The 25,320-nt window shown below is 70.2% G+C and carries 22 protein-coding genes; 11 read left to right on the top strand and 11 right to left on the bottom strand.

Annotation, left to right across the window (positions count from 1 at the left end; genetic code table 11):
- Window positions 1–15: 15 nt before the first annotated feature.
- The 3 genes from VFR64_20195 to VFR64_20185 form a co-directional block, all read right to left on the bottom strand.
- Window positions 16–1,590 carry an ABC transporter substrate-binding protein gene (locus VFR64_20195; GenBank protein ID HET9492058.1) on the bottom strand — a complete coding sequence of 525 codons (1,575 nt, stop codon included), beginning with the start codon at window positions 1,588–1,590 and terminating at the stop codon, window positions 16–18.
- A 164-nt stretch (window positions 1,591–1,754) separates the two neighbouring features.
- Entirely contained in the window at window positions 1,755–2,246 is a 492-nt protein-coding gene (locus VFR64_20190; protein ID HET9492057.1) for an SRPBCC family protein, read from the bottom strand.
- A gap of 101 nt (window positions 2,247–2,347) precedes the next feature.
- The gene (locus tag VFR64_20185; GenBank protein HET9492056.1) at window positions 2,348–2,773 is read right to left on the bottom strand and encodes a DUF488 family protein; all 426 of its coding nucleotides are present in this window, start codon (window positions 2,771–2,773) and stop codon (window positions 2,348–2,350) included.
- A 43-nt stretch (window positions 2,774–2,816) separates the two neighbouring features.
- On the opposite strand from VFR64_20185, the gene VFR64_20180 reads away from it, so the two are divergent.
- Window positions 2,817–4,109 carry an MFS transporter gene (locus VFR64_20180; protein ID HET9492055.1) on the top strand — a complete coding sequence of 431 codons (1,293 nt, stop codon included), beginning with the start codon at window positions 2,817–2,819 and terminating at the stop codon, window positions 4,107–4,109.
- Between the two features lie 7 nt (window positions 4,110–4,116).
- Here VFR64_20180 and VFR64_20175 read toward each other — a convergent pair whose 3' ends face one another.
- From VFR64_20175 to VFR64_20145, 7 genes are all read right to left on the bottom strand, one after another.
- A complete protein-coding gene (locus VFR64_20175; GenBank protein ID HET9492054.1) occupies window positions 4,117–6,129 on the bottom strand; it encodes an ATP-binding protein in 2,013 nt (670 codons plus the stop codon).
- Window positions 6,130–6,134: 5 nt separating this feature from the next.
- On the bottom strand, window positions 6,135–6,932 hold the full coding sequence (cobA, locus tag VFR64_20170) for a uroporphyrinogen-III C-methyltransferase (protein HET9492053.1): 798 nt from the start codon (window positions 6,930–6,932) through the stop codon (window positions 6,135–6,137).
- Entirely contained in the window at window positions 6,932–7,561 is a 630-nt protein-coding gene (locus VFR64_20165) for a bifunctional precorrin-2 dehydrogenase/sirohydrochlorin ferrochelatase (protein ID HET9492052.1), read from the bottom strand. Before VFR64_20165 ends, cobA begins: the two co-directional genes overlap by 1 nt.
- Complete coding sequence (locus tag VFR64_20160; GenBank protein HET9492051.1) at window positions 7,558–8,370, bottom strand: uroporphyrinogen-III synthase; 813 nt, start codon at window positions 8,368–8,370, stop codon at window positions 7,558–7,560. The genes VFR64_20165 and VFR64_20160 overlap by 4 nt, the downstream gene beginning before the upstream one ends.
- Before the next feature lie 10 nt (window positions 8,371–8,380).
- Complete coding sequence (locus tag VFR64_20155; protein ID HET9492050.1) at window positions 8,381–10,117, bottom strand: nitrite/sulfite reductase; 1,737 nt, start codon at window positions 10,115–10,117, stop codon at window positions 8,381–8,383.
- A 261-nt stretch (window positions 10,118–10,378) separates the two neighbouring features.
- Window positions 10,379–11,227, bottom strand: a complete 849-nt coding sequence (locus VFR64_20150; GenBank protein ID HET9492049.1) for a universal stress protein — start codon at window positions 11,225–11,227, stop codon at window positions 10,379–10,381.
- Window positions 11,228–11,251: 24 nt separating this feature from the next.
- On the bottom strand, window positions 11,252–11,467 hold the full coding sequence (locus VFR64_20145) for a hypothetical protein (GenBank protein ID HET9492048.1): 216 nt from the start codon (window positions 11,465–11,467) through the stop codon (window positions 11,252–11,254).
- Window positions 11,468–11,952: 485 nt separating this feature from the next.
- On the opposite strand from VFR64_20145, the gene VFR64_20140 reads away from it, so the two are divergent.
- The 5 genes from VFR64_20140 to VFR64_20120 all read left to right on the top strand — a co-directional run bounded on the left by VFR64_20140 (window position 11,953) and on the right by VFR64_20120 (window position 17,886).
- Window positions 11,953–12,333 carry a response regulator gene (locus tag VFR64_20140; protein ID HET9492047.1) on the top strand — a complete coding sequence of 127 codons (381 nt, stop codon included), beginning with the start codon at window positions 11,953–11,955 and terminating at the stop codon, window positions 12,331–12,333.
- A gap of 175 nt (window positions 12,334–12,508) precedes the next feature.
- On the top strand, window positions 12,509–13,879 hold the full coding sequence (locus VFR64_20135) for a sigma-54 dependent transcriptional regulator (GenBank protein ID HET9492046.1): 1,371 nt from the start codon (window positions 12,509–12,511) through the stop codon (window positions 13,877–13,879).
- Between the two features lie 286 nt (window positions 13,880–14,165).
- Window positions 14,166–14,294, top strand: coding sequence for a hypothetical protein (locus tag VFR64_20130; GenBank protein HET9492045.1), 129 nt, complete (start codon window positions 14,166–14,168; stop codon window positions 14,292–14,294).
- 83 nt (window positions 14,295–14,377) lie between these two features.
- A complete protein-coding gene (locus VFR64_20125) occupies window positions 14,378–15,973 on the top strand; it encodes an ABC transporter substrate-binding protein (GenBank protein HET9492044.1) in 1,596 nt (531 codons plus the stop codon).
- Window positions 15,973–17,886 carry an ATP-binding protein gene (locus VFR64_20120; protein HET9492043.1) on the top strand — a complete coding sequence of 638 codons (1,914 nt, stop codon included), beginning with the start codon at window positions 15,973–15,975 and terminating at the stop codon, window positions 17,884–17,886. The genes VFR64_20125 and VFR64_20120 overlap by 1 nt, the downstream gene beginning before the upstream one ends.
- On the opposite strand, the gene VFR64_20115 is transcribed toward VFR64_20120, so the two are convergent.
- Entirely contained in the window at window positions 17,880–19,142 is a 1,263-nt protein-coding gene (locus tag VFR64_20115; GenBank protein ID HET9492042.1) for a response regulator, read from the bottom strand. The two genes, VFR64_20120 and VFR64_20115, sit on opposite strands and share 7 nt — an antisense overlap.
- Here VFR64_20115 and VFR64_20110 point away from each other — a divergent pair.
- From VFR64_20110 to VFR64_20090, 5 genes are all read left to right on the top strand, one after another.
- Window positions 19,141–19,572 (top strand): hypothetical protein, encoded by a 432-nt coding sequence (locus VFR64_20110; GenBank protein ID HET9492041.1) that lies wholly within the window; start codon window positions 19,141–19,143, stop codon window positions 19,570–19,572. The two genes, VFR64_20115 and VFR64_20110, sit on opposite strands and share 2 nt — an antisense overlap.
- Before the next feature lie 118 nt (window positions 19,573–19,690).
- Window positions 19,691–20,116: a hypothetical protein gene (locus tag VFR64_20105; protein HET9492040.1), complete on the top strand. Its 426-nt coding sequence runs from the start codon at window positions 19,691–19,693 to the stop codon at window positions 20,114–20,116.
- Between the two features lie 88 nt (window positions 20,117–20,204).
- Window positions 20,205–22,301 (top strand): hydantoinase/oxoprolinase family protein, encoded by a 2,097-nt coding sequence (locus VFR64_20100; protein HET9492039.1) that lies wholly within the window; start codon window positions 20,205–20,207, stop codon window positions 22,299–22,301.
- Between the two features lies 1 nt (window position 22,302).
- Entirely contained in the window at window positions 22,303–23,907 is a 1,605-nt protein-coding gene (locus VFR64_20095; protein HET9492038.1) for a hydantoinase B/oxoprolinase family protein, read from the top strand.
- Between the two features lie 134 nt (window positions 23,908–24,041).
- Window positions 24,042–25,271 (top strand): ABC transporter substrate-binding protein, encoded by a 1,230-nt coding sequence (locus tag VFR64_20090; protein ID HET9492037.1) that lies wholly within the window; start codon window positions 24,042–24,044, stop codon window positions 25,269–25,271.
- Window positions 25,272–25,320: the final 49 nt, after the last annotated feature.

The raw sequence follows: 25,320 nt of genomic DNA, 5'->3' as shown, positions 1-25,320 counted from the left end.
TCGCCTCGGAGCCGATTACGGCTTGAGCCGCACGTCCTCCAGGGGCGCCGACCACGGGTAGGGGTCGATCGCCAGCAGCGCCGGCTCGGCCACGCGTGGTCCGATCGCGCTCGGCCAGATGTACTCCCAGATGGGTCCGAACCGTACCCGCTCGTGGATGAGATGCTGGAGCTGGTGGAGCATCGCCTCGCGCTTGCCACGATCGGTCTCGCGAGCCTGGCGCTTGAAGAGCGCGTCGACGTCGGGATCGTGGCCCACGGCGAGGACCCCTTCCTTCGTCACCAGGTCGGCCAGTCGTGTGGCCGCGTTGCCGTACTGCGCCGTGATGCACGAGCAGATCCCGCGTAGCTTCTTGTTCCTCCACGCCGTCTGGAAGGCCGCCCGCTCCATGGTGTGGAACCTCGTCCGAATGCCGACGGCGGCGAGGTAGCCGGCGATGGTCTCGCCCATCGAGAAATAGGGCGGATACGGGTAGAAGTCGCCCCCGTCGAAGCCGTTAGGGAAGCCCGCTTCGGCGAGGAGTTGCTTGGCCTTCGCGGGATCGTAGGGATAGGGCTCGATGCTCAGGGCAAACTCGAACTTGCGCGGCACCATGCCGCCGGTGAGGCGCGAGGCGCTGAGCGTCTCGGCCTCGTTCAGCGCCCGGCGATCGATCGCGTAGTTGGCGGCCAGCCGCACCCGCCGGTCGTGCCACGGAGACTTCGGATCCCACTGATCGAAGAATTCGAGGAAGTGGATGCCGATCGCGCCCGAGAACGCCAGGGTCAAACGCGGGTCGCGCTTGATCTCCATGGCCGTCGGCGCATCCAGGAGGTAGGCGATGTCGACCTCGCCGTTCTTCAGCATGGCCGCGCGGGTGGTGGCCTCGGGAACGCTCTTGAACACCAGCCGCTTCACGTGCGGCATCTTGCGCCAGTAGCCCTCGAAGGCCTCCATGACCAGCTCGACCCCGGGTGTGTGGCTCACGAATTTGTAGGGGCCCAACCCGATCGGGTGCTTCTTGAAGCCGTCCGGCCCCACCTTCTCGACGTACTTTTTCGGCACCACCCAGCTGGCGCCGGTCGCCAGCGTCCCGTAGAAGGCCATGAAGTCCGGGAACGGCTCGTGGAGATGGAACCGCACCCGGTGGGGGCTGGCCACCTCGACCTCGCGCACCTTGTCCTTGAAGATCTTGGAGCTCTTGGCGCGCAGGAAGCTGAACTTCACGTCCTCGGCGGTGAAGGGATCGCCGTTGTGGAACTTCAGCCCTTGCCGCAGCTTGAACTCGTAGACGAGCTGGTCCTTGCTGACCGTCCACGACTCGGCCAGGCTGGGCGTCATGAGGTTGCCCGGCATCGGCTTCACCACCGCGTCGTGAATCGCGTAGAGCACCCAGAAGGGCGTGATGAACCCGGCCACGTCGCCGGGATCGAACCACGCCGGAGCGAGCGTGACGTACAGCGCCCAGCGCATCTCCCCTTCGGGCTTGTACGCCGCCCCCGGCTTGGCCTGCGCTGCGACGTCGCCGGCGGCGCCGCTCACGAGCACGATGGCGCACGACAGGATGATGATGGCGGACACGAAAGGGGAAGACGGCTGTGGACGGGCCATGGCTGCCTCCTCGGCTCGATTCTTGACCGCGGAGCGTCCCTGTGTTGGGATGCGTGGACCCGGGCGCGGCAAGCGTAGCCGGGGTGTCTCCGGCAGTCAATGGCGGGCATGACGGAGGCGGAAGGGCCGTCGCGGCGGCCCTTCCGCCAGGCTCGGCCCGGGCGTTACGAGGCCCGGCGCTCTCTGTCGGTCTTCTCCACGCGATCCTGCTTGATCTCACCGCGCCAGGCCCCGGTCTCGTAGCCGCGGGTCTCGATGAACTCCTTGAACCGCTGCAGATCGCCCTTCACTCGGGCCGAGACGACGCCGAGCGTGTCGCCGACGTTCTCGATGACGCCCTCCGGGTCGTACTCGAGCTGGACCATCACGCGGGTGACACTATCGGCGAGTCGGTGGAACGTGACCACGCCGCCGTTCCAGGGCTTCGTGCGGCTGGTCCAGGCGATGCGCTGGTCGGGCGTCTGCTCGGTGATCTCGGCCTCCCACTGCTTCTCCTTGCCCGCGATCTCCGCCCGCCAGTGCAAGCGCTTGTCGTCGAGCTGGCGCACTTCTCTGACGCCTTCCATGAACTTGGGGAACTCTTCGAACTGGGTCCACTGGTTGTACGCGGTGCGCACGGGCACGTCGACGTTGATGGATTGCTCGATGGTCGCCATGCAGCTCGCCTCCCGTTGGTGTACTGAGTGAGAGTGTGGCAACTTGGATGCCACCGAGCTCAGCGAGGTCGAGACCGACACGATTGACATCGATGCCTGACTCAACGCGCCGTATCGCGCCAGCGCCGGCCGGGCTGTCCCAACCGTCTGGCCACCAGACGCTGCAGCACGCGGGCGTTGTTGTGGTCGGGGTCCCGGGCCGCGTAGACGAGGGTGATCCGCCCCCGCCGCGCCAGTCCCGCCAGCCAGGCGAGCCGATCCGGGCGCGCGCGCAGCTCGGCCTGGTACCGCTTCTGGAACTCGGGCCACCGTTTCGGGTCGTGGCCGAACCACTTGCGCAGCGGGGCCGAGGGCGCCAGGTCGCGGGCCCACTCCTCGATCCGGGCGCTCTGCCGGCTGAGCCCGCGCGGCCACAGGCGGTCGACCAGGATGCGCCGGCCGTCCTGCGCGGCAGAGGGGTCGTACGCCCGCTTGATCCGGATGCGTTTCGACGCGTCGGGCCGCTTCAGCCTCGTCTCCCTGGTCACCGCTAAACGGTATGCCCGTCGGCGGGCAGCTTCAACAGGACTCGTGATCGCGCCTGTGGCGCCGCTGGGCGGGGAGGCGCAGTCACCGTATCGCTGGGTCGTGGTCGGCGTCTCCGCCACCGTCAACTCGCTCGCCTGGTCGGTTCGCTCGACGTTCGCGGTGTTCTACGTCGCGCTCCTCGGCGAGTTCGCCTGGAGACGCGGCGAGGCGGCGCTGGGGTACTCCTTGAGCTGGTTGCTGCTCCTGGTGTTTTCTCCCCTGGCCGGCTGGCTCTACGATCGCTGGGGGGCCCGGCTCCTGGTACCGGCGGGCGGGATCCTCCTCGGCGTCGCTCTGGCGCTGACCGGTCACGTCACGACGCTCTGGCAGTACTACCTGGCGTTCGGCGTCCTGGCGGGTGCGGGGATCGCCGGGATCCAGATGCCGGCTGCGGCGGTGGTCAGCCGATGGTTCGTTCGTTCGCGCGGCGTGGCGATGGGTATCATCAGCGCGGGCGCCTCGGCCAGCGCCATCGTCTTCTATCCCCTCAACACCTGGCTGATCGTCACGTTCGGCTGGCGCGAAGCGCTCGCCATCTTCGGCCTCCTCGTGGCCGTCGTCACCATCCCTCTCGCCGCGTTCTTCTATCGTGACCCGCCGGACACGCGCGAACACTCGCGCGGGCTCACCGTCGATCCGCCGCCGATGGCCGGCAGCGACTGGACGCTCGGCATGGCACTGCGCAGCGTCCCGTTCTGGGCGGTGTTCGCGATGTGGGGGTTCGGGGTGATCGGGTACCAGATCGTGACGACACATCAGGTGGCGCACGCGCTCGACCGGGGGTTCAGCGCCGTGACGCTCGGGTGGCTGTTCGGGCTGAGCGGCGTGTGCACGGTCGCGGGGAACGTGCTCGGCGGGGCCCTCTCCGATCGCTGGGGCCGCGAGTGGGTCTTTGCCCTCGGCTCGGCCATCGGGATGGCGGGCATCGGATGCCTCGCCTGGCTCGATGGCCCCGAACACTTCTGGCGACTGCTCGGCTACGTGGTGTCGGGGGTGGGCTTCGGCATGCGCATTTCTCTGCTGGCGGCCATCCCGACCGACCTCTTCGCGGGGCGGCATCTGGGGGTCATTCTCGGGGCGGCCCACGGCGGCGGCGGACTGGGAGGGTTCATCGGGCCGTTCCTCGGCGGCTGGCTCTTCGACGTCACCGGAAGCTACCGGATCGCGTTCGCCGTCGCCGCGCTCGCCATCGGCGCCTCCGCGCTGGCCGCCTGGATCGCGGCCCCGCGGAGAGCGCGGGCGATGGCCAGCCCGTCACCGCGCGCGGCGCGGCAGGTCCCGGCGAAGGAGGACTGACCGACCGTCAGCGGGCGGCGAGGTCGGAGTCCGAGGCTGACGGCGCCGTGATGAAGCTCAGGAGCAAGCTCTGCGACACCGGCTTCACGAGGTGGGCGTCGAACCCCGCCTCTTTCGACCGGCGCCGATCCTCGGCCTGCCCGTACCCGGTGACGGCGATGAGGAGGGCCGTCTTGCCAGCCGGGCTTGCCCGGAGGGCTCGCGCGACCTCGTAGCCGTCCAGCCCTGGCAGCCCCAGGTCGATCAAGACCACTTCGGGCTGGTGATCGAGCGCCAGCTCGAGACCGCGGGGGCCGTCGGGCGCCTCGAGCACCCGATGCCCCAGCGACTCCAGCAGCAGCCGCAGCGCCTCGCGCGTGTCGTCCTTGTCCTCGACGATGAGCACGCTCCGGCTGCGATCCGTGCTCGGCGCCGCCGGCGCCGCCGCCGGTACGCCGGCCGGCTCCAGTCGCAGGCGCACGGTGAACTGCGCGCCGCGCCCGCGGCCCTCACTGGCCGCGGCGATCGTGCCCCCGTGCAGCTCGACCAGGTGGCGACTCAGGGCCAGGCCGATACCGAGCCCGCCGACCGCTCGGTCCGCCGGCTGCTGGGCCTGGGCGAACAGCTCGAAGACCCTCGGCAGCATCTGGGGATCCATGCCGATCCCGGTGTCGCTGACGCGGACGACGCCCTCCTGACCCTCCCGGAGGATGTCCACGTCTACCGAGCCCCCGCTGGGGGTGAACTTCACCGCGTTGTCGAGCAGGTTCGTGATGATCTGCGCGAGCCGCGTGGGATCGGCGCTCACGATGACGGACTCGGCCCGAAACGTCAACCGGTGGCGCCGGACACGCCCGCTCTCGCGCAGCGAGCGCACGCAGCCGCCGGCCACGTCGCTCAGATCCACGGGCTGACGCTGCAGGCTGATCTTGCCGGCCGTCGCCCGGGCCACGTCCAGCAGGTCATCCACCAGCCGCGTAAGGTGATGGGTCTGGCGATCGATGATCTGACGCAGCCGCACGGCCGTGTCGGTGCCGGCCCGGCAACGATCGAGGGCGGCCACCGCATTGGCGATCGCACCGAGCGGATTGCGCAGCTCGTGGGACAGCATGGCGAAAAACTGTTCCTTCGCGCGATTGGCCTCGGCCGTCTCGCGATAGAGCTGGGCGTTTTCCAGGAAGATCCCCGCGAAGTCGCTGATGCCCTGGAGCAGACCGATCTCCCACTCCGTGATGGAGCGCCGCGCCGTCCACCAGACGACGAAGAAGCCGCCGACCGGGCGGTCCTTCGTACAGATCGGCACGAAGACGCAGGACTGATGCGGGAACTGCCGGAGGATCGACACGTCGACGCGCGGGTCGCTCGGCATGTCGTCGGTCCACACGGCGCGCCGGTGCGCCCACGCCTCCTCGATGGCCAGATGGTTGTTGATCGGGATCGGGATCTGCCGGAAGGCGTCGAGCAGATCGGGAGGCACGTGATACCCGGCCGTGGGCCAAAGATGCTCCCCCGCGGCGTCGGAGAGGTAGGCGCCCACCATGTCGGCCCCGATCGCCCGGGCGATCTCCCGGGCCACCCGCCGCATCGTCTCGGCGGGGTCGAGCGTCGAGCTCAGCGCCCGGCTCACCGCCAGTAACGTCTCCGTCTCCCGCAAGCGCAACTGCTCGCGCTGCCGTAACTCCGTCCACTCCCTCTCGGCTCGCTTGCGGTCGGCGATGTCGCGCAGGATCGCCAGGTGACGGCCGGCCACGAACCGAGCCGTCGCGCTGTACTCGATGTGCGTGACCGCCCCGTCGGGGCGGATGAGCCGCACCTCGCCGACTTGTTCGCCGCAGTGGAGAAACCCCTGCCAGGCGCTCTCGAGATTCACGCCGGGCTGGAGGAGGTCGTCGAACCGGCGACCGACAAGATCCTGGACGGAGCGGCCAAGCAGCCGGCACGCGGCCGGGTTGGCATCGACGAATGTCCGTTCGTCATCGACCACGATCACGCCGTCACGGGCGGCGGCGAGGAGCGCCTCGACCTGTTGCTCGCTGGACACCCACTCTAGACGTACTCTGGACGTCCCCTTCCAGTCAAGCCGTTCGTGGAGGCCGGCGGCGGCCTTCGGGGCGCGGTGAGCCGCAGGCGCGCGACCTCGCCGACGATGATGACGACCGGCGAGTCGAGGTGCGCCGCCGCCACCCGGGCGGCAATGTCGCCGAGGGTTCCCCTGAGCACCTGCTGGTCCGGGGTTGTCCCCGCCCGCACCACGGCGACCGGCGTCGACGGCGCCTGTCCGGCGGTGACCAGCTCGCGCGCGATGCTCGGCAGGGCCGTGCGGCCCATGAGGATCACCAGCGTGTCCACCGCGGTGGCGAGTCGCGTCCAGTCGACCCGGGGGCTCGCCCGGCGACTGTCCTCGTGCCCCGTCACGACGGCGAACGACGACGCCAGCCGCCGGTGGGTGACCGGGATGCCGGCGTATGCCGGGACGGCGATGGCCGAGGTGACACCGGGCACGATCTGGAACGGGATTCCGGCCGCCGCCAGGGCTTCGGCCTCCTCGCCGCCGCGGCCGAACACGAACGGGTCCCCGCCCTTGAGCCGCACGACCCGGCACCCCTGCCGGGCGTGTGCGATCAGCACGTCGTTGATCCGCCGCTGGTCGAGGGCATGCCGGCCGGTGGCCTTGCCCGCAAAAATGCGCACGGCGCCGTCCGGGGCCAGGGCCAGCAGCCGCCGATCGACCAGGCGGTCGTAGACCACCACGTCGGCGCGCCGGAGCAGGCGGCGACCGCGCACGGTGAGCAGGCCCGGATCACCGGGTCCGGCGCCGACGAGGGCCACCGTTCCCCGAGGCATCAGGTGGCTCCGAGCCGCTCGCGCAGGCGCCGGCGGGCGTCGGCCCGTCGGCCTTCACGGATCAGCCGCGGCAGCTCGTCGTCGATCGCCCGGCGCCAGATCTCGGCCTCCGGGCTGGCCCCCTGCTGGCGTAGCTCCCGGCGGACGTCGGCCACGACTGCCGCTAGCTCGCCGTACTCCTCGGTGACGACGTCGGCGACGCGCTCTCGCACCGCCCGGGCCAGCGCCGGGCAGGTCCCGCTTGTCGTCACGGCGACGATCAGGGCGCCGCGGCGCAGGATGGAGGGCAGGACGAAGTCGCAGCGCGCTGGATCATCGGCCGCGTTCACCCAGACGCGCCGGCGGCGGGCTTCGTCGACTACGGCGTCGCCCACGGCCGGGTCACCGACGGCGACGAACGCCAGGTCCTGCCCTTCCAGGTCGCCGTCGCGGTACTCGCGCGGGACATGAACGAACACCTGTGCCCGGACCAGGTCACCGAGCGCGGACGTCAGCTCGGGCGCGATCACGGTCACCCGAGCGCCTGCCGCACCAAGGCCTTCGACCTTGCGCTGGGCCACCGCGCCGCCGCCGATGACGACCACCGCGCGCCCCGCCAGATCCAGCGCGATCGGGTAGGAGAAGCTCACGCCTGCCCCAGGCGGGCGGCGATCGCGTGGATGAGCGCGCCCATGGTGTCCTTCTCCGCCTCCACCGCAGGGGTCACCCCGCGCTCCTTCAAGGCCGCGCCACACACGGGTCCGACGACGGCGGTGAGCACCCGGTCGCGCAGTGCCGCCGCCACGGTGTCGGCCAGGCCGGCCCGCTCGGCGACGAGGAAGAGATGCCGCACCTGGGGCGCGCTGGTGAAGGCGATCGCGTCCACCCGCCCCGTCGGCAAGTCGTGGACGAGCTGCTCGAGCGGCCGGCAGTCCTCGGGCAGGGTCCACTCGTAGAGCGGGACCTCCACGACCTCGACACCCCGCGCGCGAAGCCCATCGACGAGCACCGCGTTCTCGTCCCCCGCGAGCTGGATCGCCACCGCCCGCGAGGACAGGTCCCAGGCGGCCAGCGCGTCGAGCACCCCCGCGGACGTCGGGACGGCGGGGACCACGCCCGGCGTCACCCCCGCCTCCCGGAGGGCCGCCAGAGCCTTGCGGCCACGCGGAACGACCAGCAACCGCGCCAGCGCGGAAAGCAGGGCCTCGCGTCGCCCCGCCTCCGTGGCCAGGGCGAACAGCGCCCGCGCGCCGACGCCGGTCATGAAGATCACCGCCGCGACCTCGCCCGCGACCACCCGCTCCAGCGCGGCCAGCGCCGGACCGCGGTCGCGCCGGATCACCTCGCGGACGGCCGGGGCCGCGTATGGCCGGCCGCCCAGGTTGCTGACCAGCGTGGCCAGCTCGGCGGCACGACGGGACTCCGTCAGCGCGATCGTCCTGCCGAGAAGCGACGGCATGTGATCGCGGCTACGCCGCGCACTCTCCCGGGCCGGTCTCGAGGGTGAACCGCTGGCCGGAGTCCCAGTCCAGGTACCGCTCGGGCGCTTCGGCCAGCGGCGGCAGCTCGGACCACGGCGCGACGATCTCGGCGAGGCGCTGAACGCCGACGCGGTCCACGAAGCTGTCGAACGTCTCGGCCGGCGCGCGCTCGTCCCGGAAGCGCTCGAGCAGCGCCTGCACGGCGTCGGGGACCTGCCGCGCCGGGATGCGGGCCAGGGCTTTGCTGTAGCGCGGGGCGCCGCCGGCGAGGCGCGCGCCGACCAGGAGCTGGTAGGTCGGCGCCTGCTCGCCGTGGAACTTGCGCGCGCCGCCGAAGAGCCCGATGGCGGCGATGTGGTGCTGTCCGCAGGAGTTGGGGCAACCGGAGATCTTGATGCGCACGCCCTCGGCGTCGGCGAGCTCGGGCAGCGCGCGCTCGATCCGCTCGCTCAGGGCCAGGGCCAGCCCCCGCGACGATGTGATCCCGAGCTGGCACGTATCGGCGCCCGGGCACGTCGTCACGTCGATGAGGCGCTCGGCGCCCGGCAGCGCGAGGCCCACGGCCGCCAGCGCGGCGTGGACCCCGGGCAGCGCCTTCACGGGGATCCAGCGCAGCACCAGGTTCTGCTGGTTGCTCGTCCGCGCCCGACCATCGCCGAGCTCGCGCGCGATCCGGGCCACCGTGCGCAGCTCGCGCCCCGTGACGTCGCCGCGGACGAGCCGGATGTGGACCATCGCGTAACCCCGCTGCTTCTGGGCCAGCACGTTGGTGGACCGCCAGCGAGGGTACCCCGGATCGGCCGGACCGGCGGGCCATCCATCGGCCGGGCCGGCGGGCGGCGGCGTCTCCACCCATGGCGTGACGGCGGGGAACGTCATCGTCAGCCGCAGCGCCTCGCGCTCTTTGTGCACCAGGCCACGGACGGCGTCGATGCCGAGCTTCTTGACGACGAACTTCAGCCGGGCCAGGTTCCGGTTCTCCCGGTTTCCGTGGCGGTCGAACACGCGCACGATGGCGGCGACGGTCGGCAACAGGTCGGCCGCGGGCGTGAACTCCTCCAGGGCCTGGGCCAGCTGCGGCGCCGGTCCCAGTCCGCCGCCGAGCAGGACCTCGAAGCCGTGCGTCGCGACGCCCTCCGCCTCGCGCACGGCGGCGCGGACACCGACGTCATGGATCGGCGTGATGCCCGTGTCGTCGGGACAACCGGAGAAGGCGATCTTGAACTTGCGGGGCAGGTTCTGGTTCATGGCATTGCGCAGAAGGAAGCGGGCCACCGCATCCGCGTACGGAGTGGGATCGAAGATCTCGGCGGGGCACACGCCGGCGCAGTGCCCGACGGTCACGTTGCGCACCGTGTTGCCGCACGCCTCGCGCGTGGTGAGCCCCACCTCTGCCAGCTCGCGCAACAGGGGGGTGACCTCGGCCAGGGGGACGAAGTGGAACTGCACGTTCTGGCGCGTGGTCACGTGCCCGACGCCGCGCGGCGTCCTGTCCGCGACGTCGGCGAGACGCTCGATCTGATCGGCGGTCAGCCCACCCCACGGGATCTTCACGCGCACCATCTGCACGTCCTGCTGTCGCTGGCCGTAGACGCCGTGCTGCAGACGGAACCGCTTGAAGTCGTCCGGGTTGACGCGGCCGGTCCAGAAATCCTGGACGAAGCACTCGAACGTGTCGATTTCCTCGTCGTCCGCCCAGTGGTGGTGCAGCTCGAGCTCGCTCATGACGCGTTCCTCCCGCACGATGCGCGGGAGAATACAACAATTCCGAGCGAAATTATCAACTATTCACATTGTCTTTATAACTAGCTGATTTACTTGTCTTGATCGGCCGAAATCCGGCTCGGGCGGTTGTCTCCGTGCAGCTCGCGATTTGGCCGAGCACCCGCACCCGCGTGCTGGCGGGCGAGAGCGTGCGTTCCGCCTCGGCGTCCGAGCGCCAGGCCGGGGCCGAGGGCGCGCCGGCTGACCGTCGCCGCCCGCGCGCTACGGCGGTGGCGGGAGCCCGGAGCGCTCCTCGTCCGGGACGTGGCTCCAGGCGACCCGCGCCGACTCCGCCGCGGAATGCCAGTCGGCCAGGGTGTCGGCCAGCTGTCCGGCCGTGGGCCACGTGGTGGCGTCGATGGCCCGGCCCGCCATCGTGACTTCCTTCGGGAAGCCGGCCCCGGCGTGGGCAACGTGGACCGCCTGCCAGCGCTCGAGGCGCTTGGCCGCGTCCTGGATCGTCGTCACCATGCGGACGACGTCTCGCTCGCACTCCTCCACGGGGCGCAGAGACTCGAGGTAGGCCTCGGTCGGCGCCAGCGCGCGATCGCCAGCCGCTGGCGGGTCGGCCGGCAGACGAGTTTCCGCGTCGGTCAGCACGCGGTTGGGGAGCGGCGCGGCATCACCGAGCGATGTGTCGACCAGCGCCTCGGGGGCGGTGACCACGACCACGGGGCGTCTCGTCCCGGCGAGCACACGTTCGACGACACTGCCGACCAGCTTCGGCGGGGCACCGGAACGGGCACCGGTCGCCATGACGATCATGTCCGCTTCGATCAACTCCGCGGCCTTGACGATGGCCGCGGCCGGCGACCCCGACCACACGGCGGTACTGAGCTCGACACCGGCCTCAGCCGTGACCCGCTGGCGGACCGAGCCCAGGTAGCGCGTGGCTTGCTGCGCGGCGGCTCGGTGCCGAACCGACGCCTCTGCACTGGGCCCCGGCGTCTCCAGCACCCGGATCACGTAGAGGGTTCCTCCGGCCGCGCTTGCCAGCTCGCCGGCGATGGCCAGCGCGGCTTCGGAGGCCCGGCGTCCGTCGAGCGGCACCAGAATTCGGCGGGGCGTCATCACGACACCTGGCGCCGACCCTGATCAGGAACTACGGACGATCCGGGTAGGCGTGGCGGTCGCCTCCGCGCCGGCGATCCCTTTCTCGATGGCGTCCGCCGCGGCGTGGAGCCTATGGGCAGTTCGCGAGCGGACGGTCTCGGTCCGGGCGTCGATCCGAGCGGCGATCCAGTCTCTGAACCAGTAGGCCACCACGGCGCCGGTGATAAGGCCGACGAGAAAGCCTTTGATCGTCGCCATACGCCCCTCCTTGCCCTCATCATATCAGCAAGGCTCGTGCCGAAGACCCGGATACCTGGTAGCCGCACTTATCCTGCGGCCTACCAGACAGGGTGGGGCGATCGCGGGACAGGTGGGGCGCCGCTGCCTGGTCGTCGTCGGCCCGACCGCCTGCTCTCCCGTCGTCCTCCACCACACGACTCGACGACGTACCGCTCGGGATCGCGCAGCAGAGCCGCGATGTCGTAGAGCTTCCTCGGACGCGTTCAGCTCGACGACGGCGCACCGTGGCGGGCCATCAGTGGCCAGGTCACGGACAGCCCACCAAGTTCGCAGCAACTAAGAAAATTCGGCCCGCACCCCATTCGGCTGACCAACGGCTGTGCATCTCCACACGGCCGGGTCGGCCGGGACACCTCGAAAACGGCGACTTTGCTCGGGATTGCGCCGACGGGGCCTGGTCCGATGATTGCTGTGCAGTGACGTCCGCAGACTTGCCAGCTCCCATGAGTGAGGCGTCCCGAATCCTCGTGGTCGACGATGAACCGGCGGTCGCCGAGGTGCTCCTGGATTTCTTCGCGGAGGCCGGCTACACCGTGGACGTCGCCCTGACGGGCCGGGATGCCCTGACGCTGATCCAGCGGGCGCCGCCCGACGTCGTCCTGCTCGATATCCGGATGCCCGACATGGACGGCGTCGAAGTGCTCCGTCGGATCCGGGCCGCGCACCCGACGCTCCCGGTCATCATGATCACGGCGAACGACGACATCGGCCTGGCGCGGGCGACGCTGAAGATGGGGGCCCTCGACTACGTGTCCAAACCGTTCGACTACGGCTACCTGGCCCAGGCGGTGGCCACCGCCTGCGTGTATCGGCCGACCGGGTGATCGGGCGTCGAACGGTGTCCGTTGGCGCCTCCGCGGAGGCCCAGCCCGCGTGCTCGTGCAGCGTGGGGCCCGCCGGCGCTCGTCCCGGGGAGCGGTTCAACTCCGTCCCGGGCGGTGGTAGAGTCCTCGAATGCCCGAGGTGCGGCCCTCCGGGGGGGCTGAGCCGGGCCGCACGATGCGGCCCGTCGTGCTCGTCGTCGACGACGATCCAGGACTACGCGAGTCGTTCCACCTGATCCTGGAGGACGAGTACGAGGTGGTCGAAGCCGCCGACGGCGCGACCGCGCTCGGGATCCTCCGCGCCAGCCAGGTCGATCTGGTGCTCCTCGACATCCGCCTGCCCGAGATGGACGGCATCGAGGTGCTGGAGCGCATCAAGGCGATCGACGAGGCGGTCGAGGTCATCCTCGTCACCGCCGTCAAGACCGTGCGCACGGCCGTGGCGGCGATGAAGCTCGGAGCCTTCGATTACCTCACCAAGCCCTTCGAGGAAGACGAGCTGCTGGCGCTCATCCGGCGGGCCCTGGAGCGGCGCTCGCTGGAGCGGGAGATCGTCTTCCTGCGCTCGGAGCTGGCCCGCCAGCAGGACTTCGACGAGCTGGTGGGACAGCACCCCGAGATGCAGAAGCTCTACCACCTGATCGCCCAGGTGGCCCGGACGACCACGACGGTGCTCATCGCAGGGGAAAGTGGCACGGGCAAGGAGCTGGTCGCCCGGGCCATCCACCGTCAGGGACCGCGGCGCGACCGGCCCTTCGTGCCGGTGAGCCCGGCCGCGCTGTCGGACAGCCTGGTGGAGTCCGAGCTGTTCGGCCACGAGCGGGGCGCGTTCACCGGAGCCTTCCAGCGCAAGGTAGGACGGTTCGAGATGGCCCACGGCGGCACGCTGTTCCTGGACGAGATCAGCCTGATCCGGCCCGAGCTGCAGGCCAAGCTGCTCCGCGTGTTGCAGGAGCGCGAGTTCGAGCGGGTAGGCGGCACTCGCTCGATACGGTTCGACGCCCGGATCATCGCGGCCACGAACGTCGACCTCAAGCAGGCCGTGACCGACGGACGGTTCCGGGAGGACCTCTACTACCGCCTGCACGTGGTGCCGATCGCGGTGCCGCCGCTGCGCGAACGGCGGGAGGACATCCCCTTGCTCGCCCAGCACTTCGTCCGCCAGTACAGCCAGCAGTTCAACCGCCGCATCGAAGGGCTCTCGCCGGAAGCCATGGCCGTCCTCCAGGAGTACCGCTGGCCAGGCAACGTGCGGGAGCTGCTGAACGTCGTCGAGCGGCTGGTGGCGCTCGCCGAGGGGCCGGTCATCGGCCTCGGTGACCTCCCGCTCGACCTGCTCGTCCCTGACCAGCGCGTCCGCCCGCCCGCGGCGGGCTTTTCCCTGGTCGAGGCCACCGAGGACTTCGAACGTCAGATCGTGTTGCGCATCCTCGAGCGCGTGCGGTGGAACGTCAGCGAGGCCGCCCGCCTGCTGGGCGTCCACCGTAACTCGCTCAAGGTGAAGCTGGCCCGCTGGGGCCTGCGGCGTCCGGAGGGAGCCGCCTAGCCATCAGGTTCTGGCCAACGTTGCTCGTAGCAGGGCAGAGGTGAAAAGCGTCAGGTGGGACGGCAGGTTGCCGAGGTTCCGGGCCGGCGTTTCGTCCAGGCTGTACCGCCACGGGCCAGGGCCTACGGTGGCCGGGGCTGGAGCCCACCGCGCAAGGTCGCGAAACGGAGTGGTTCTCTGACAACGGCGCTCACTGCAAAACTGGCTAGGGTGTTGCTCTCCGGTCGCCCGACTGGTCGGACTCTCATGGGGAGAGTCCGCAACTCGGAGACAGGAGGAGAGCGATATGGCCAAGTTCTGGGCGGCAGTTCTCATCCTCGCGTCGTTCCTGCTGGCAGCCCCGGTGATGGAGTCGGGCACCTCGTCCACGGAGCTCTTCCAGGCGGTCGGTACCGCGGACAGTGGTGGCGACTAGCCGAGCGGGGTCGGCCCCGTTTTGACGGGGACGGCTTGACGTCACGGTGTCAGCCGGTCGAGGGAGAGGCAGGCAGGTTCCGCTTGCCTCTCCTTGCCCTGTTGCTGGCATTCCTGCTCGTCTGGCCGGCGGCGCTCGCCGACGCCGACGACCGGCCGACGGCGCCGGCCGCGGCCACCGTGTATCGACGTCCCCTAGGGCACGACCCGGCGACCCTGGATCCTGCCCGGATCAAGGACATCTATAGTCGGTCGGTGTCCCAGCAGATCTTCGACGGTCTCGTTCAGTTCGACCGGACACTGAGCATCGTCCCTGGCCTGGCCCAGTTTTGGAAGGCGTCCCGCGACGGGCTCAACTGGACATTCACGCTGCGCAAGGGAGCGAAGTTCCACCACGGACGAGACGTCACCGCCGACGACGTGATCTTCTCTCTCACCCGACTCCTGGATCCCAGGACCCGGTCGGGAGCCGCTGATCTGGTCCTGGGCATCAAAGGCGCTCGAGACTTCCGCGAGGGACGGGCCAGCCACCTGGCCGGCCTCGTAGCGGTCGACCCCCACACGGTGCGGATCTCCCTGAGCAAGGCGTTCACGCCGTTCGTCTCGGCGCTGGCCGTGGGTCATGCCAAGATCGTGCCCCGAGATGTCGTCGAGCGAGAGGGGGAGGGCTTCGGGAGCCGCCCTGTCGGGAGCGGCCCGTTTCGCTTCGTCCGCTGGGATCGCGGCCGGGAGATCGTGCTCGCGGCCAATCCCGCCTACTTCGATGGCCCTCCGCGCTTGTCGGAGATCCGGTTCAAAATCTTCCCCGGCAATGACGCGGATGAGATGTACCGGGAGTTCGCGCGGGGCCGCCTGGAGGATGCCCCGGCGCCCGCGCGAGAGTACGAGCAGGCTCTCGCTTCCAAGGACCATCTACACGTCAGACGCCCGATGATCAGCATCCGGTGGTACGGCCTGAACGCGCGCCACAAACCGCTCGATGACCGCCGTATCCGCCAGGCGCTCATCCATGCCGTCGACCGCGTCGCGCTGCTCCGGGACGTGTACGCCAATCGTCACGTCCTGGCCCGGGGAATCCTGCCGCCAGGAACGCAGGGCTTCAACCCGGCCCTGCGCGGGTATGTCTACGATCCCGACAAGGCCCGCGCGCTGCTCGCCGAGGCTGGCTTTCCCGGCGGGCGAGGCCTGCCCCGAATCGTGATCTGGTCCAGCGTCAAGCGGCACGAGATCGTGCGGCAGCACGAGGAAGTTTTGAAATACTGGGCGGCCATCGGCGTCGACGCTGACGTCGAGTACCTGACCGACTGGCCCGTGTTCGCCAGAGGGCTGGACCAGGGCAAGTTCCCCGTGTTCCTGCACGGCTGGTATGCCGACGTGCCCGATCCCGACAATTTCCTGTCCAAGCTGTTCCAGTCCCGCAGTCCCCAAAACTTCTTCGGGTACGCGAACGCCACCGTTGACGACCTGCTCGATCAGGCTCGCGGCGAGCGGGACCTCAGCCGGCGGATCGCCCTGTACCGGAAGGCGGAACAGCAGGTCATCGCGGACGTCCCGGTCATCCCGATCCTGCACCACACGTACGAGCGGCTCTTTCAGCCCTACGTGCGCAGCGTCGAGGTGAACGGCCTGGGCGATCCCTACATCCCTTTCCGCAAAATCTGGCTGGATCGGACCCGCTGATGGGCGGCCGACTCGCCTTCTCGTCTCTGCGGGCCCGGCTGCTGGCCGGCACGGTGCTCATCATCGTGCTCGTGATGGGAGCGGTCACCGCCGTGGTCGAGCACCGGCAACGCGACGCCATCGTGGCGGAGTTCGAGCGGCGCGGCGCGGTGCTGGCGCGGAACCTGGCCGCGATGTCCTACGGCCCCCTGCTCCTCTACAACTTCACCGCGCTCGAGCAGAACGTCGAGCGCGTGAGCGGGGAGACGGACGTGGTCTACGCCATCGTCCTCGACGCGGAGGGCCGGGTCGCCGCGCACAACCGCCGTCCCGAGCGGGTGGGAACGGTGCTGGCCGGACCGATTCACGAGGCGGCCGCCCGGGCCGCCGGGCCGCTGGTGCAGCAGACCCTCGCCGGCGACACGCGCGAGCCCATCTACGACTTCGCCATGCCAGTCTTCGTCGGCGCCCAGAAATGGGGCACGGTCCGTGTCGGACTCTCGCGCTGGCGGATGGACGCCGAGATCACGAGGACGCGCCTGGAGCTGATCGCCATCGCGGGGGTGACACTCCTCCTGGGCGCCGCCGCCGCCGCGCTCGTGGCCCGCCGCATCGCCCGCCCGGTCCAGCAGCTCGAGGCCGGGGCCTCGGCCATCGCCCGCGGTGAGCTGAACCAGCGGATCGCGCCGACGACCTCCGACGAGATCGGGCGCCTGGCCGCGGCCTTCAATCACATGGCGGCCCAGCTCTCGCAGCAGCGGGCGGCGCTGGAGGAGGTGCACGGCGAGCTGAAGCGGCGGTTCGAGGAGCTCGCCGACCTCAAGACGTACACCGACAGCATCCTGAGCTCGGTCACGAGCGGGATCGTCACGGTGGATCTGGAGGGAAGGGTGGTGACGCTCAACCCCGTGGCCGAACTGCTGACCGGCTACTTCGCCGGGGAGGCGGCGGGCCGCTACTGCACCGAGGTCTTCGCCGCCACGCCCGAGCTGGGCGAGATTTTGATGGAGACCCTGGCCAGCCGCGCATCGATCGTCAACGTCAACATGAGCCTGCGCCGGCGGACGGGAGCGGCGCTGCCGGTGGAGGTCAGCACGGCGCCGCTCAAGGGCGGCGACGGCAAAGATCTGGGCGCGGTGAGTGTCGTGCGCGATCTCACCACCGTGCGGAATCTCGAGACCCAGCTCCGACGCTCGGATCGTCTGGCGGCCCTGGGGACGCTGGCCGCCGGCCTGGCCCACGAGATCAAGACGCCGCTCACGTCGATCTTGACCTTCACCCGTCAGCTGGTGCGTCGCTTCGACGACGAGTACTTCCGTGGGCGCTTTCAGAGCGTGGTGCCGCGGGAGCTGGAGCGGATCAACGGCATCGTCGAGCGGCTGATGGAGCTGGCCCGCCCGGCCCGCCTGACGTTCTCGACGGTGCGGCTGCCCCTGCTCCTCGACCGCGTAGTGGAGCTCCACACCCACGAGCTGGAGGCGCGCGGGATTTTGGTCGTGCGCGAGTACGCCCGTGACGTGCCCCCGATCCAGGCCGACGAGGAAGCCATCTACCGGGCGCTGGTCAACGTGGTGAGCAACGCGGTGGACGCGATGGGCCAGGGAGGGCGATTGACCCTCCGACTGGGCTGGCCGGAGGGCGCCGAGATGCGGGCCGGGCGATTGCGCCTCTTCAACCGCCGGATCATGATCGAGGTGAGCGATACCGGTACCGGAATCGCGCCGCGCGACGCCGAGCGCGTCTTCAACCCCTTCTTCACCACCAGGGATCGCGGGACCGGGCTGGGCCTGGCTCTGACCCACAAGATCGTGGAGGACCACGGCGGCGCCATCGACTTCCGCAGCCGGCCCGGCGCCGGCACGACGTTCCGCATCGCCCTGCCCGTCGTGGCCGAACCCGCGGTGGGGGCGGAGGTTGATAACGACGGTCACTGACCAGACTGGTGCGGCCGGACGCCTCCGAATCCGGTTGCCTTCCGCCGATACTCGCCCGGTCTGACTCCCTTGGCCTCCTCGAACTGCCGCGACAGGTGAGAGCCGTCGCTGAACCCAGTCCGGCACCCGATCTCCTCGAGCTTGAGATCGGTCTCCCGGAGCAGCCGCGAGGCGACGGCCACCCGGAGCCGCTTCGCGAACTCCTTCGGGCTCATCCCGAGCGCCTCCCGGAACGCGTGGACCAGCCGGTCGGTCGACAGGGCCGCTACTCGGGCGAGCTCGTGCACGGTCAGCGGGTCTGAATAGCGCCGCGCCAGGGTATCGATGGCGCGCTCTAACTGAGGACCGAACCGGGGCCAGCCACGTACGAGCCGGCCACGTGCCGCGAGCAGCGCGGCGAGGCGGCCTAGCATCTCATCCAGGGGATAGGGTTTGACGAATATCGCCGTCGGGGCAAGGGCGGCGATGTCCGTCAGGCTGGCCTCCCCGTGTGCGCCGTTCGTGATGAGCACAAGGGGCACGTCCCAGAAACGGGCGCGGACGGCTAGGATCGACTTCATCTCGTCGATCGCGGCGAGGGGGCTTTCGATCACGACGATGTCGGGCTGGATGTCCATGGCGGCGGCGTGCTGCGGCGTGCACGCGACCACCTTTGTCTGCGCCTGGAGAGCCACCTCCAGGGGCGCCAGTGCGGCAGGGTCATCGCTGACGCACAGCACGGCCGTCCTCTCCGCGCGGTCCCGCTCCGCGGCGCGAATCAGCTCGATGAGGTCGTCATCGTCGTCCCAGGGCTTCGTCACGTAGTTATAGGCCCCCCCTTTCATGCCCCTCACGACACGATCGACGTCCTTGTACGCGGTGACGATGATGACGGGGATGGTCGAGCGCGACGCCCGCAGGCGCTTCAGCACCTCGAAGCCATCCATCTCGGGCATCACGAGGTCGAGCAGGATGACGTCGACACGGTGCTTGCGGACGAGCTCGAGGGCCTGCGGTCCGCTCTGCTCGGCGAGGAGTGTGAAATCACCGGAAAGCATAACGTCCAGGGCCTCGAGGAAACCCGGGTCGTCATCGACTGCCAGCACAGTGGGCCGAGCCTGACGGTCGCCGGTTGTCACGATAAGTTGTTGAAGTATCGGCCCGCCGCCGGCTCGCACCAAGCTTTTTGAAGACAGCGCCATCCCCAAAAACTCATTTTTTCGACCGATTCGTCCATTGACACCGGTCGCGCGTCGATGAATCTTGCGCTCGCTCATGGACGCGCTGCGTATCCGACGCCCGCTGGCCGTTCTCGCGATCGCCGTTGCGATCTCGATGGGACTGCGGTCGGCCGCTGCTGTGGCGCGGGACGCAGTCGTCCAGTACGTCTACGCCGAGGTCGGGCGGCTGATCGCCGTGGTCGATCAGCAGGGCAACATCGCGCTGTGCACCTACGACGCGAGCGGGAACGTCCTCCGGATCGACCGTGTGGACGCCGACGAGATTCCCGGCCCGCTGGGCATCGCACTGGTGCGGCCCAGGCGCGGCAAGGTCGGCACGGTCGTGGACATCTTCGGCCTCGATATCCGGGCCATACTCCGCCCCCCTGGTCGCGCAGCCGTCGACGCTCGAGGTTTGGTCGGCGCCTTGCCGTCGGGCTCGACCTCGCAGGGGATGGTGTCCGGGCAAATCTCGGGAGGAAGCTGATGGACCTCGGGCAACCGCAACGGGAACTTCAGGTGGAGCCCATGCAGTGGCCGGCCGTGCAGCCGCAGAAGATGAAGCCGCACGCCGAGCCGGTGGCCGAGCCGGAGGAGGAGAAGTGATGGGTCAAAATTTTGGGGAGTGGCTAGAGGAGGCCTTCGTCGCTGGCCCGATCCTCGGCTGGCGCCTCTGGCGCACGACGGCGGACGGCACGCTCATGTCCGTCTACAAGGACGTGCTCTGGCGTGCCGGCACCCCGCTCCGCGCCAACCCCAAGAACCCGGGCGAGGGTGTCTACGCGCTCAAGGACCGCACCAAGCTGGACGGGCGCGGCTACACCCTGACGGCCGATCAGTCCGGCATGGTGGTGGGCCAGGTTGCGCTCTGGGGCACCGTCATCGAGCACGAGCGCGGCTACCGGGCGCAGTACGCCTACCCGGCGCTGATCGACTTGGCACCCCCGATGCCGGGCTTCCCGCGGCCGGCGAGTCTGCTGCGGCTGGCGAAGGCGATCCGTGAGCGCTACGGCTGCGAGGTGACGGTGTGATCCAGATCCCGCGGGAGAAGCCCGCTCCACCGTTTGACGGACTCTCGGCCTCCTGCTACCGTCCAACCCACATCGCTCCTCCAACGCCATGAACTATTCCCTCGGCATCGACATCGGCGGCACTTTCACCGACCTGGTGGTCTACGACCACGACAGTGGGCGGCAGTGGAGCCGCAAGGTGCTCACCACGCACGACGACCCGGCCCGGGCGGTGGCGGCCGGCGTGGCGGCCATGCTCCGGGACGAGCGGCTGGCGGCCTCGCGCTTCACCCGCGTGGTGCACGCCACCACGCTCTTCACCAACGCGCTCATCGAGCGCCAGGGAGCGCTCACCGGGCTTCTCACCACGGCGGGGTTTGGCGACACGCTGGAGATCGGGCGCGAGCGCAAGTACGAGCTCTACGACCTGAACATCGCGCGCCCCGAGCCGCTGGTGGCGCGCCACTGGCGCCGGGAAGTCGCCGAGCGCGTGGGCCCGGACGGCGCCGTTCGCCAGCCGCTGGAGGTGAAGGAGCTCTTGGAGCAGGTGGGCCAGCTCGTGAGCGCCGGCGTCACCTCGATCGCCGTGGTGTTTCTGCACGCCTACGCCAATCCGGCCCACGAGGCGGCGGCGCTGGCCGCGATCGCCGAGCGCCATCCGGGGATCGCCGTGTCGGCTTCGCACGAGGTGGCGCCGGAGATCCGCGAGTACGAGCGCGCCTCGACCACGGTGGCCAACGCGTACATCAAGCCGCTGGCCCAGCGATATCTGAAGCTGATGGCCGGGCAGCTCGCCGCCCAGGACATCGCGGCCCCGCTGCTGCTCATGCAGTCGAGTGGCGGCCTCACCCACGTGGCCGAGGCCCGGCGCGTGCCGGTGCAGATGCTGGAGTCGGGACCGGCGGCCGGCGCCATTGCCGCCGCGTTCTTCGGACACGAGGACAGCGGGGGCCACCTGCTGGCCTTCGACATGGGCGGCACCACGGCCAAGCTCTCGCTGGTCGAGGGCGGCGAGCCGCTGACGGCCTACGGGTTCGAGGCGGCCCGCCAGAAGCGCTTCATGGAAGGCAGTGGCCTGCCCATCCGAATCTCCACCATCGAGCTGATCGAGATCGGGGCGGGCGGCGGCAGCATCTCCCACGTCGACGAGATCGGCCTGCTCAAGGTGGGGCCGCGCAGCGCGGGCTCGCAACCCGGTCCGGCCTGCTACGGGCTGGGCGGTCAGGCCCCGACGGTGACCGACGCCGACCTCGTGCTCGGCTATCTGAACCCGGACTATTTCGCGGGCGGCACGCTGCCGATCAGCGTGGAGGCCGCGCAGCTCGCCCTGACCCGGATCGCCGGGGAGGTCGGCCTGTCGGTCGTGCAGGTGGCCTGGGGCATCCACGACGTCGTCAACGAGAACATGGCCTCCGCGGCCCGCGTGCACGTCGCCGAGCGCGGCCGCGATCCCCGGCAGTACGCGCTGCTGTGCACCGGAGGCGCCGGACCGGTCCATGCCTACGAGGTCGCTCGCAAGCTCGGGCTTCGCCGGGTCATCTGTCCGCCCTCGGCCGGGGTGGCTTCGGCGCTGGGCCTGCTGGTGGCGCCGGCGCGCGTGGACCGCGTGGCCACCGTCGGCTTGCGCCTCGATCGCGGCGACTGCGCGGCCCTGGAGGCCGCCTTCCGGCGGCTGGAGGACGAGGCGCGCACGGTGATGGCCGACACCGGCCTCAAGCTCGAGAGCGCGACCGTCCAGCGCCTGGCCGACGGCCGGTTCGTCGGTCAGGGCTTCGACCTGGTGGTGCCGCTGCCGCCCGGCCCCTACGACGGCCCCGACGCCGACGGCGCCCGCCGGGTGCTGCGCGAGGCCTTCGAGATCGCCTACCGGGAGAAGTTCGCGCTCACGCCTCCCGACGTGCCGGTGGAGTTCATCAACATCCGGGTGGCGGTGCGGGCGCCGGTGGCGGGAAGCGACGTCGTGCTGCGCGGCCGGAGCCGGACCCCGCTGAGCGCGGTGAAGGGCCGCCGCAGGGCCTACTTCCCCGAGGCCGGCGGCTTCGTGGACACGGCCGTGCTCGACCGCGCCGGGCTGATGGTCGGCGAGATTCTCGAAGGCCCGGCGGTGGTGGAGGACGCCGGCTCCACGCTGGTGATCGGTCCGGGGGCGACCGCGCGCGTGGCGGCCACCGGCAACATCGTCCTCGCGCTGGCGACAAGGAGCTGACGTGGCGGCGATCCACTTCGACGCGGTGACGCTCGAGGTCTTGTGGACCCGGCTCATCTCCGTCGTCGACGAGGCGGCCAAGGCCATCGTCCGGACCGCGTTCTCCACGCTCTCCAACGAGGCCAACGACTTCGCCTGCGTGCTGACCGACGCCCGTGGTTACGCCCTGGCCCAGAACACCGGCAGCATCCCCTCGTTCATCGCCACGCTGCCGGCCACCGTGCGTCATTTCCTGAGGCACTGGGGCCCCGCCGGTATGCGCCCGGGTGACGTGCTCATCACGAACGACCCCTGGATGGGCACCGGCCACAAGAGCGACGTCTGCGTGCTGAAGCCGATCTTCCACGGCCAGCGGCTCGTGGCCTTCACGGCCACCACCTCCCACATGCCCGACATCGGCGGGCGGGTGCGGGCCATCGAGGCCCGCGAGGTGTTCGAGGAGGGCTTCTACATCCCGCTGATGAAGCTCAAGCGCGAGGGGCGCACCGACGAGACGCTGGTCGAGCTGTTGCGGGCCAACGTGCGCACGCCCGATCAGACCGCCGGCGACATCTGGGCCCAGGCGGGCGCCAACGAGCTGATGGAGCGCAGGCTCCTGGCCCTGCTGGTCGACTACGGGCTGCCCGACCTCGGGGATCTGGCCGACGAGCTCTTCACGCGGACGGCGCGGGCCATGCGGGCCGCCATCACCGCCGTGCCCGACGGCACCTACCGCTATGCCATGGAGTCCGACGGCGTGGATGAGCCCTATCAGTTCCGCCTGGCCCTCACCGTGGCCGGCGACGAGATCGTGGCCGACTACACGGGGACCTCGCCCAGTCAGCCGCGGGCCATCAACTGCGTGCTGGCCTACACCTACGCCATGACGGCCTATGCCGTCCGCTGCGCGCTGCTGCCGACGCTCGCCAACAACGAAGGCATGTACCGCCCGGTGCGGGTGATCGCGCCCGAGGGCTGCCTGCTCAATCCCCGCTTCCCGGCGGCGGTGGTGAGCCGCTCCAATACCGGCCACTATGTCCCCACGCTGGTGCTGGGCGCCCTGCAGCAGGTTATTCCCGAGCGGGTGATGGCTGGCGCGGGCTCACCCCTGTGGGCTCTCACCCAGTCGGGCCTGCGCGCCGATCACACGCCCTACGCCAACGTGCTGTTCTTCAACGGCGGCATGGGCGCCACCGCGCTCAAGGACGGCGAGAGCGCCTGCTCGTGGCCCAGCAACATCTCCTCCACGCCGGTAGAGGTGGCCGAGCGCAACAGCCCCCTCTTCTTCCGGCACAAGCGCCTGCGCCCGGGCTCCGGCGGCGCCGGCCGCCGGCGCGGGGGCCTGGGCCAGGACATCCTGATGGTCTGCGAGTCGGACACGCCCATCGTGCTGAGCTTCATGGCCGAGCGCACGCGGCGCGCGGCGCCCGGGTTCGCCGGCGGCCACGACGGCGGGCTGGGCGACGTGCAGATCAACGGCCGGTCGATCGACCACCGCCGCCAGCACGTCGTGAGCCGCGGCGACACGGTGCTGCTCCGCACGCCGGGCGGCGGCGGTTACGGCTCGCCCGCCGAGCGCGAGCCCGCCCTCGTCGAGCGGGATCGCGCGCTGGGCTACGACAAGTAGCGTCCCGCCATATTCATCTTGACGGACCGCGGCGATAGCGCTATCCGTTTGTCCGCGCCAGGGGTCGCCGTGGCGCCGTGCTCCGGCCTCGCGACCGCGCTGCTCAACACCGACACCAGGCTACGGGGGACACCATGAATCGCTTCAGAGCATTCGCCGCACTGCCGCTCGCGCTCGGAATCGCCCTCGGCGTTCTCGCCCCGGCGGCGGCCCAGGCCGCGGACGTGAAGGTCGGCCTGATCGCACCGATGTCGGGACCGTGGGCGCGCCAGGGCGACCTCATGCTCAAGGGCGCCACGCTCGCCGTCGACCGCATCAACGCCCAGGGCGGCATCAAGGCGCTGGGCGGCGCCAAGATGCGAATCGTCGTCTTCGACGCCGGCGACAGCGTCGAGAAGGCGAAGAACGCCGCCCAGCGGATGGTCGCCCAGGAGCCTGACCTGATCGGCGCCGCCGGCGCCTGGCTGTCGAGCTTCACGCTGGGCGTCACGGAGGTGACCGAGCGCACCGAGCTGCCCGTCCTCACCCTGTCCTACTCGGATCAGATCACCGCCCGGGGCTTCAAGTACGTGTTCCAGACCTCTCCGACCGGAGGCACCCAGGCCAAGCAGGCCCTGCCGGCGCTGGTCAAGCTGGCCGAGAGCGCGACCGGCAGGAAGCCGGGCACCGTCGCCATCATCATGGACAACACGGCGGCGCCCGTCAGCTTCGTGAAGCCGATGCGCGAGGGCGGCATCGCCGCCCTCGGCCTGAAGCTCGTGGTCGACGAGACCTTCACGCCGCCGCTGTCCGACTGCACGCCGCTCGTCCAGAAGGTCCGCTCGTCGCGGCCCGATCTCCTGCTCCTGCTGCCCACGGCCATTCCCGACGACAAGCTGTGCCTCGAAAAGCTCCACGAGTTCGGTCTCGGGCGGGGGCGGGTGCCGGTCATCTCCAACGGCGCGCACATCGCCGCCCCCGACATGCTGAAGAACCTGGGCAAGGACCTCCTCGAGGGCGTCATGACCATCGTCGCCAACTGGAGCATCAAGGGGCAGGAGGCCATCGTCAAGGAGTACACGCAGAAGACGGGGGAGCTCTGGCCGACGCAGGAGACCATGTCGCTGGCGGGGTCGATGTTGATCTTCAAGGACGCGCTGGAGAAGGCCGGGTCGGCCGACCGCCGGAAGGTGGCCGAGGCCATCCGGGCCATGGACACCACCGAAGGTCCGGCGAAGTATTTCCCCGGCGGGCGCGTGAAGTTCGACGGCAATGGCCGCCGCGTGGACGCGGACGTCGTGGTGGTGCAGTGGCAGAACGGCGTTCCCGTCACCGTATATCCGGCGGACGCGGCGGTGGCCAAGCCGATCTGGCCGAAGCGGTAGTGCCGGGCGCGCGCCCGGCCGCCCCGCCGCCGCCCCCCGCACGGTGAGG

The organism is Candidatus Methylomirabilota bacterium, assembly GCA_035709005.1.
Taxonomy (GTDB): domain Bacteria; phylum Methylomirabilota; class Methylomirabilia; order Rokubacteriales; family CSP1-6; genus 40CM-4-69-5.
Note: the sequence above shows the minus strand (reverse complement) of the source record. Positions and strands in the feature narration are given on the sequence as shown.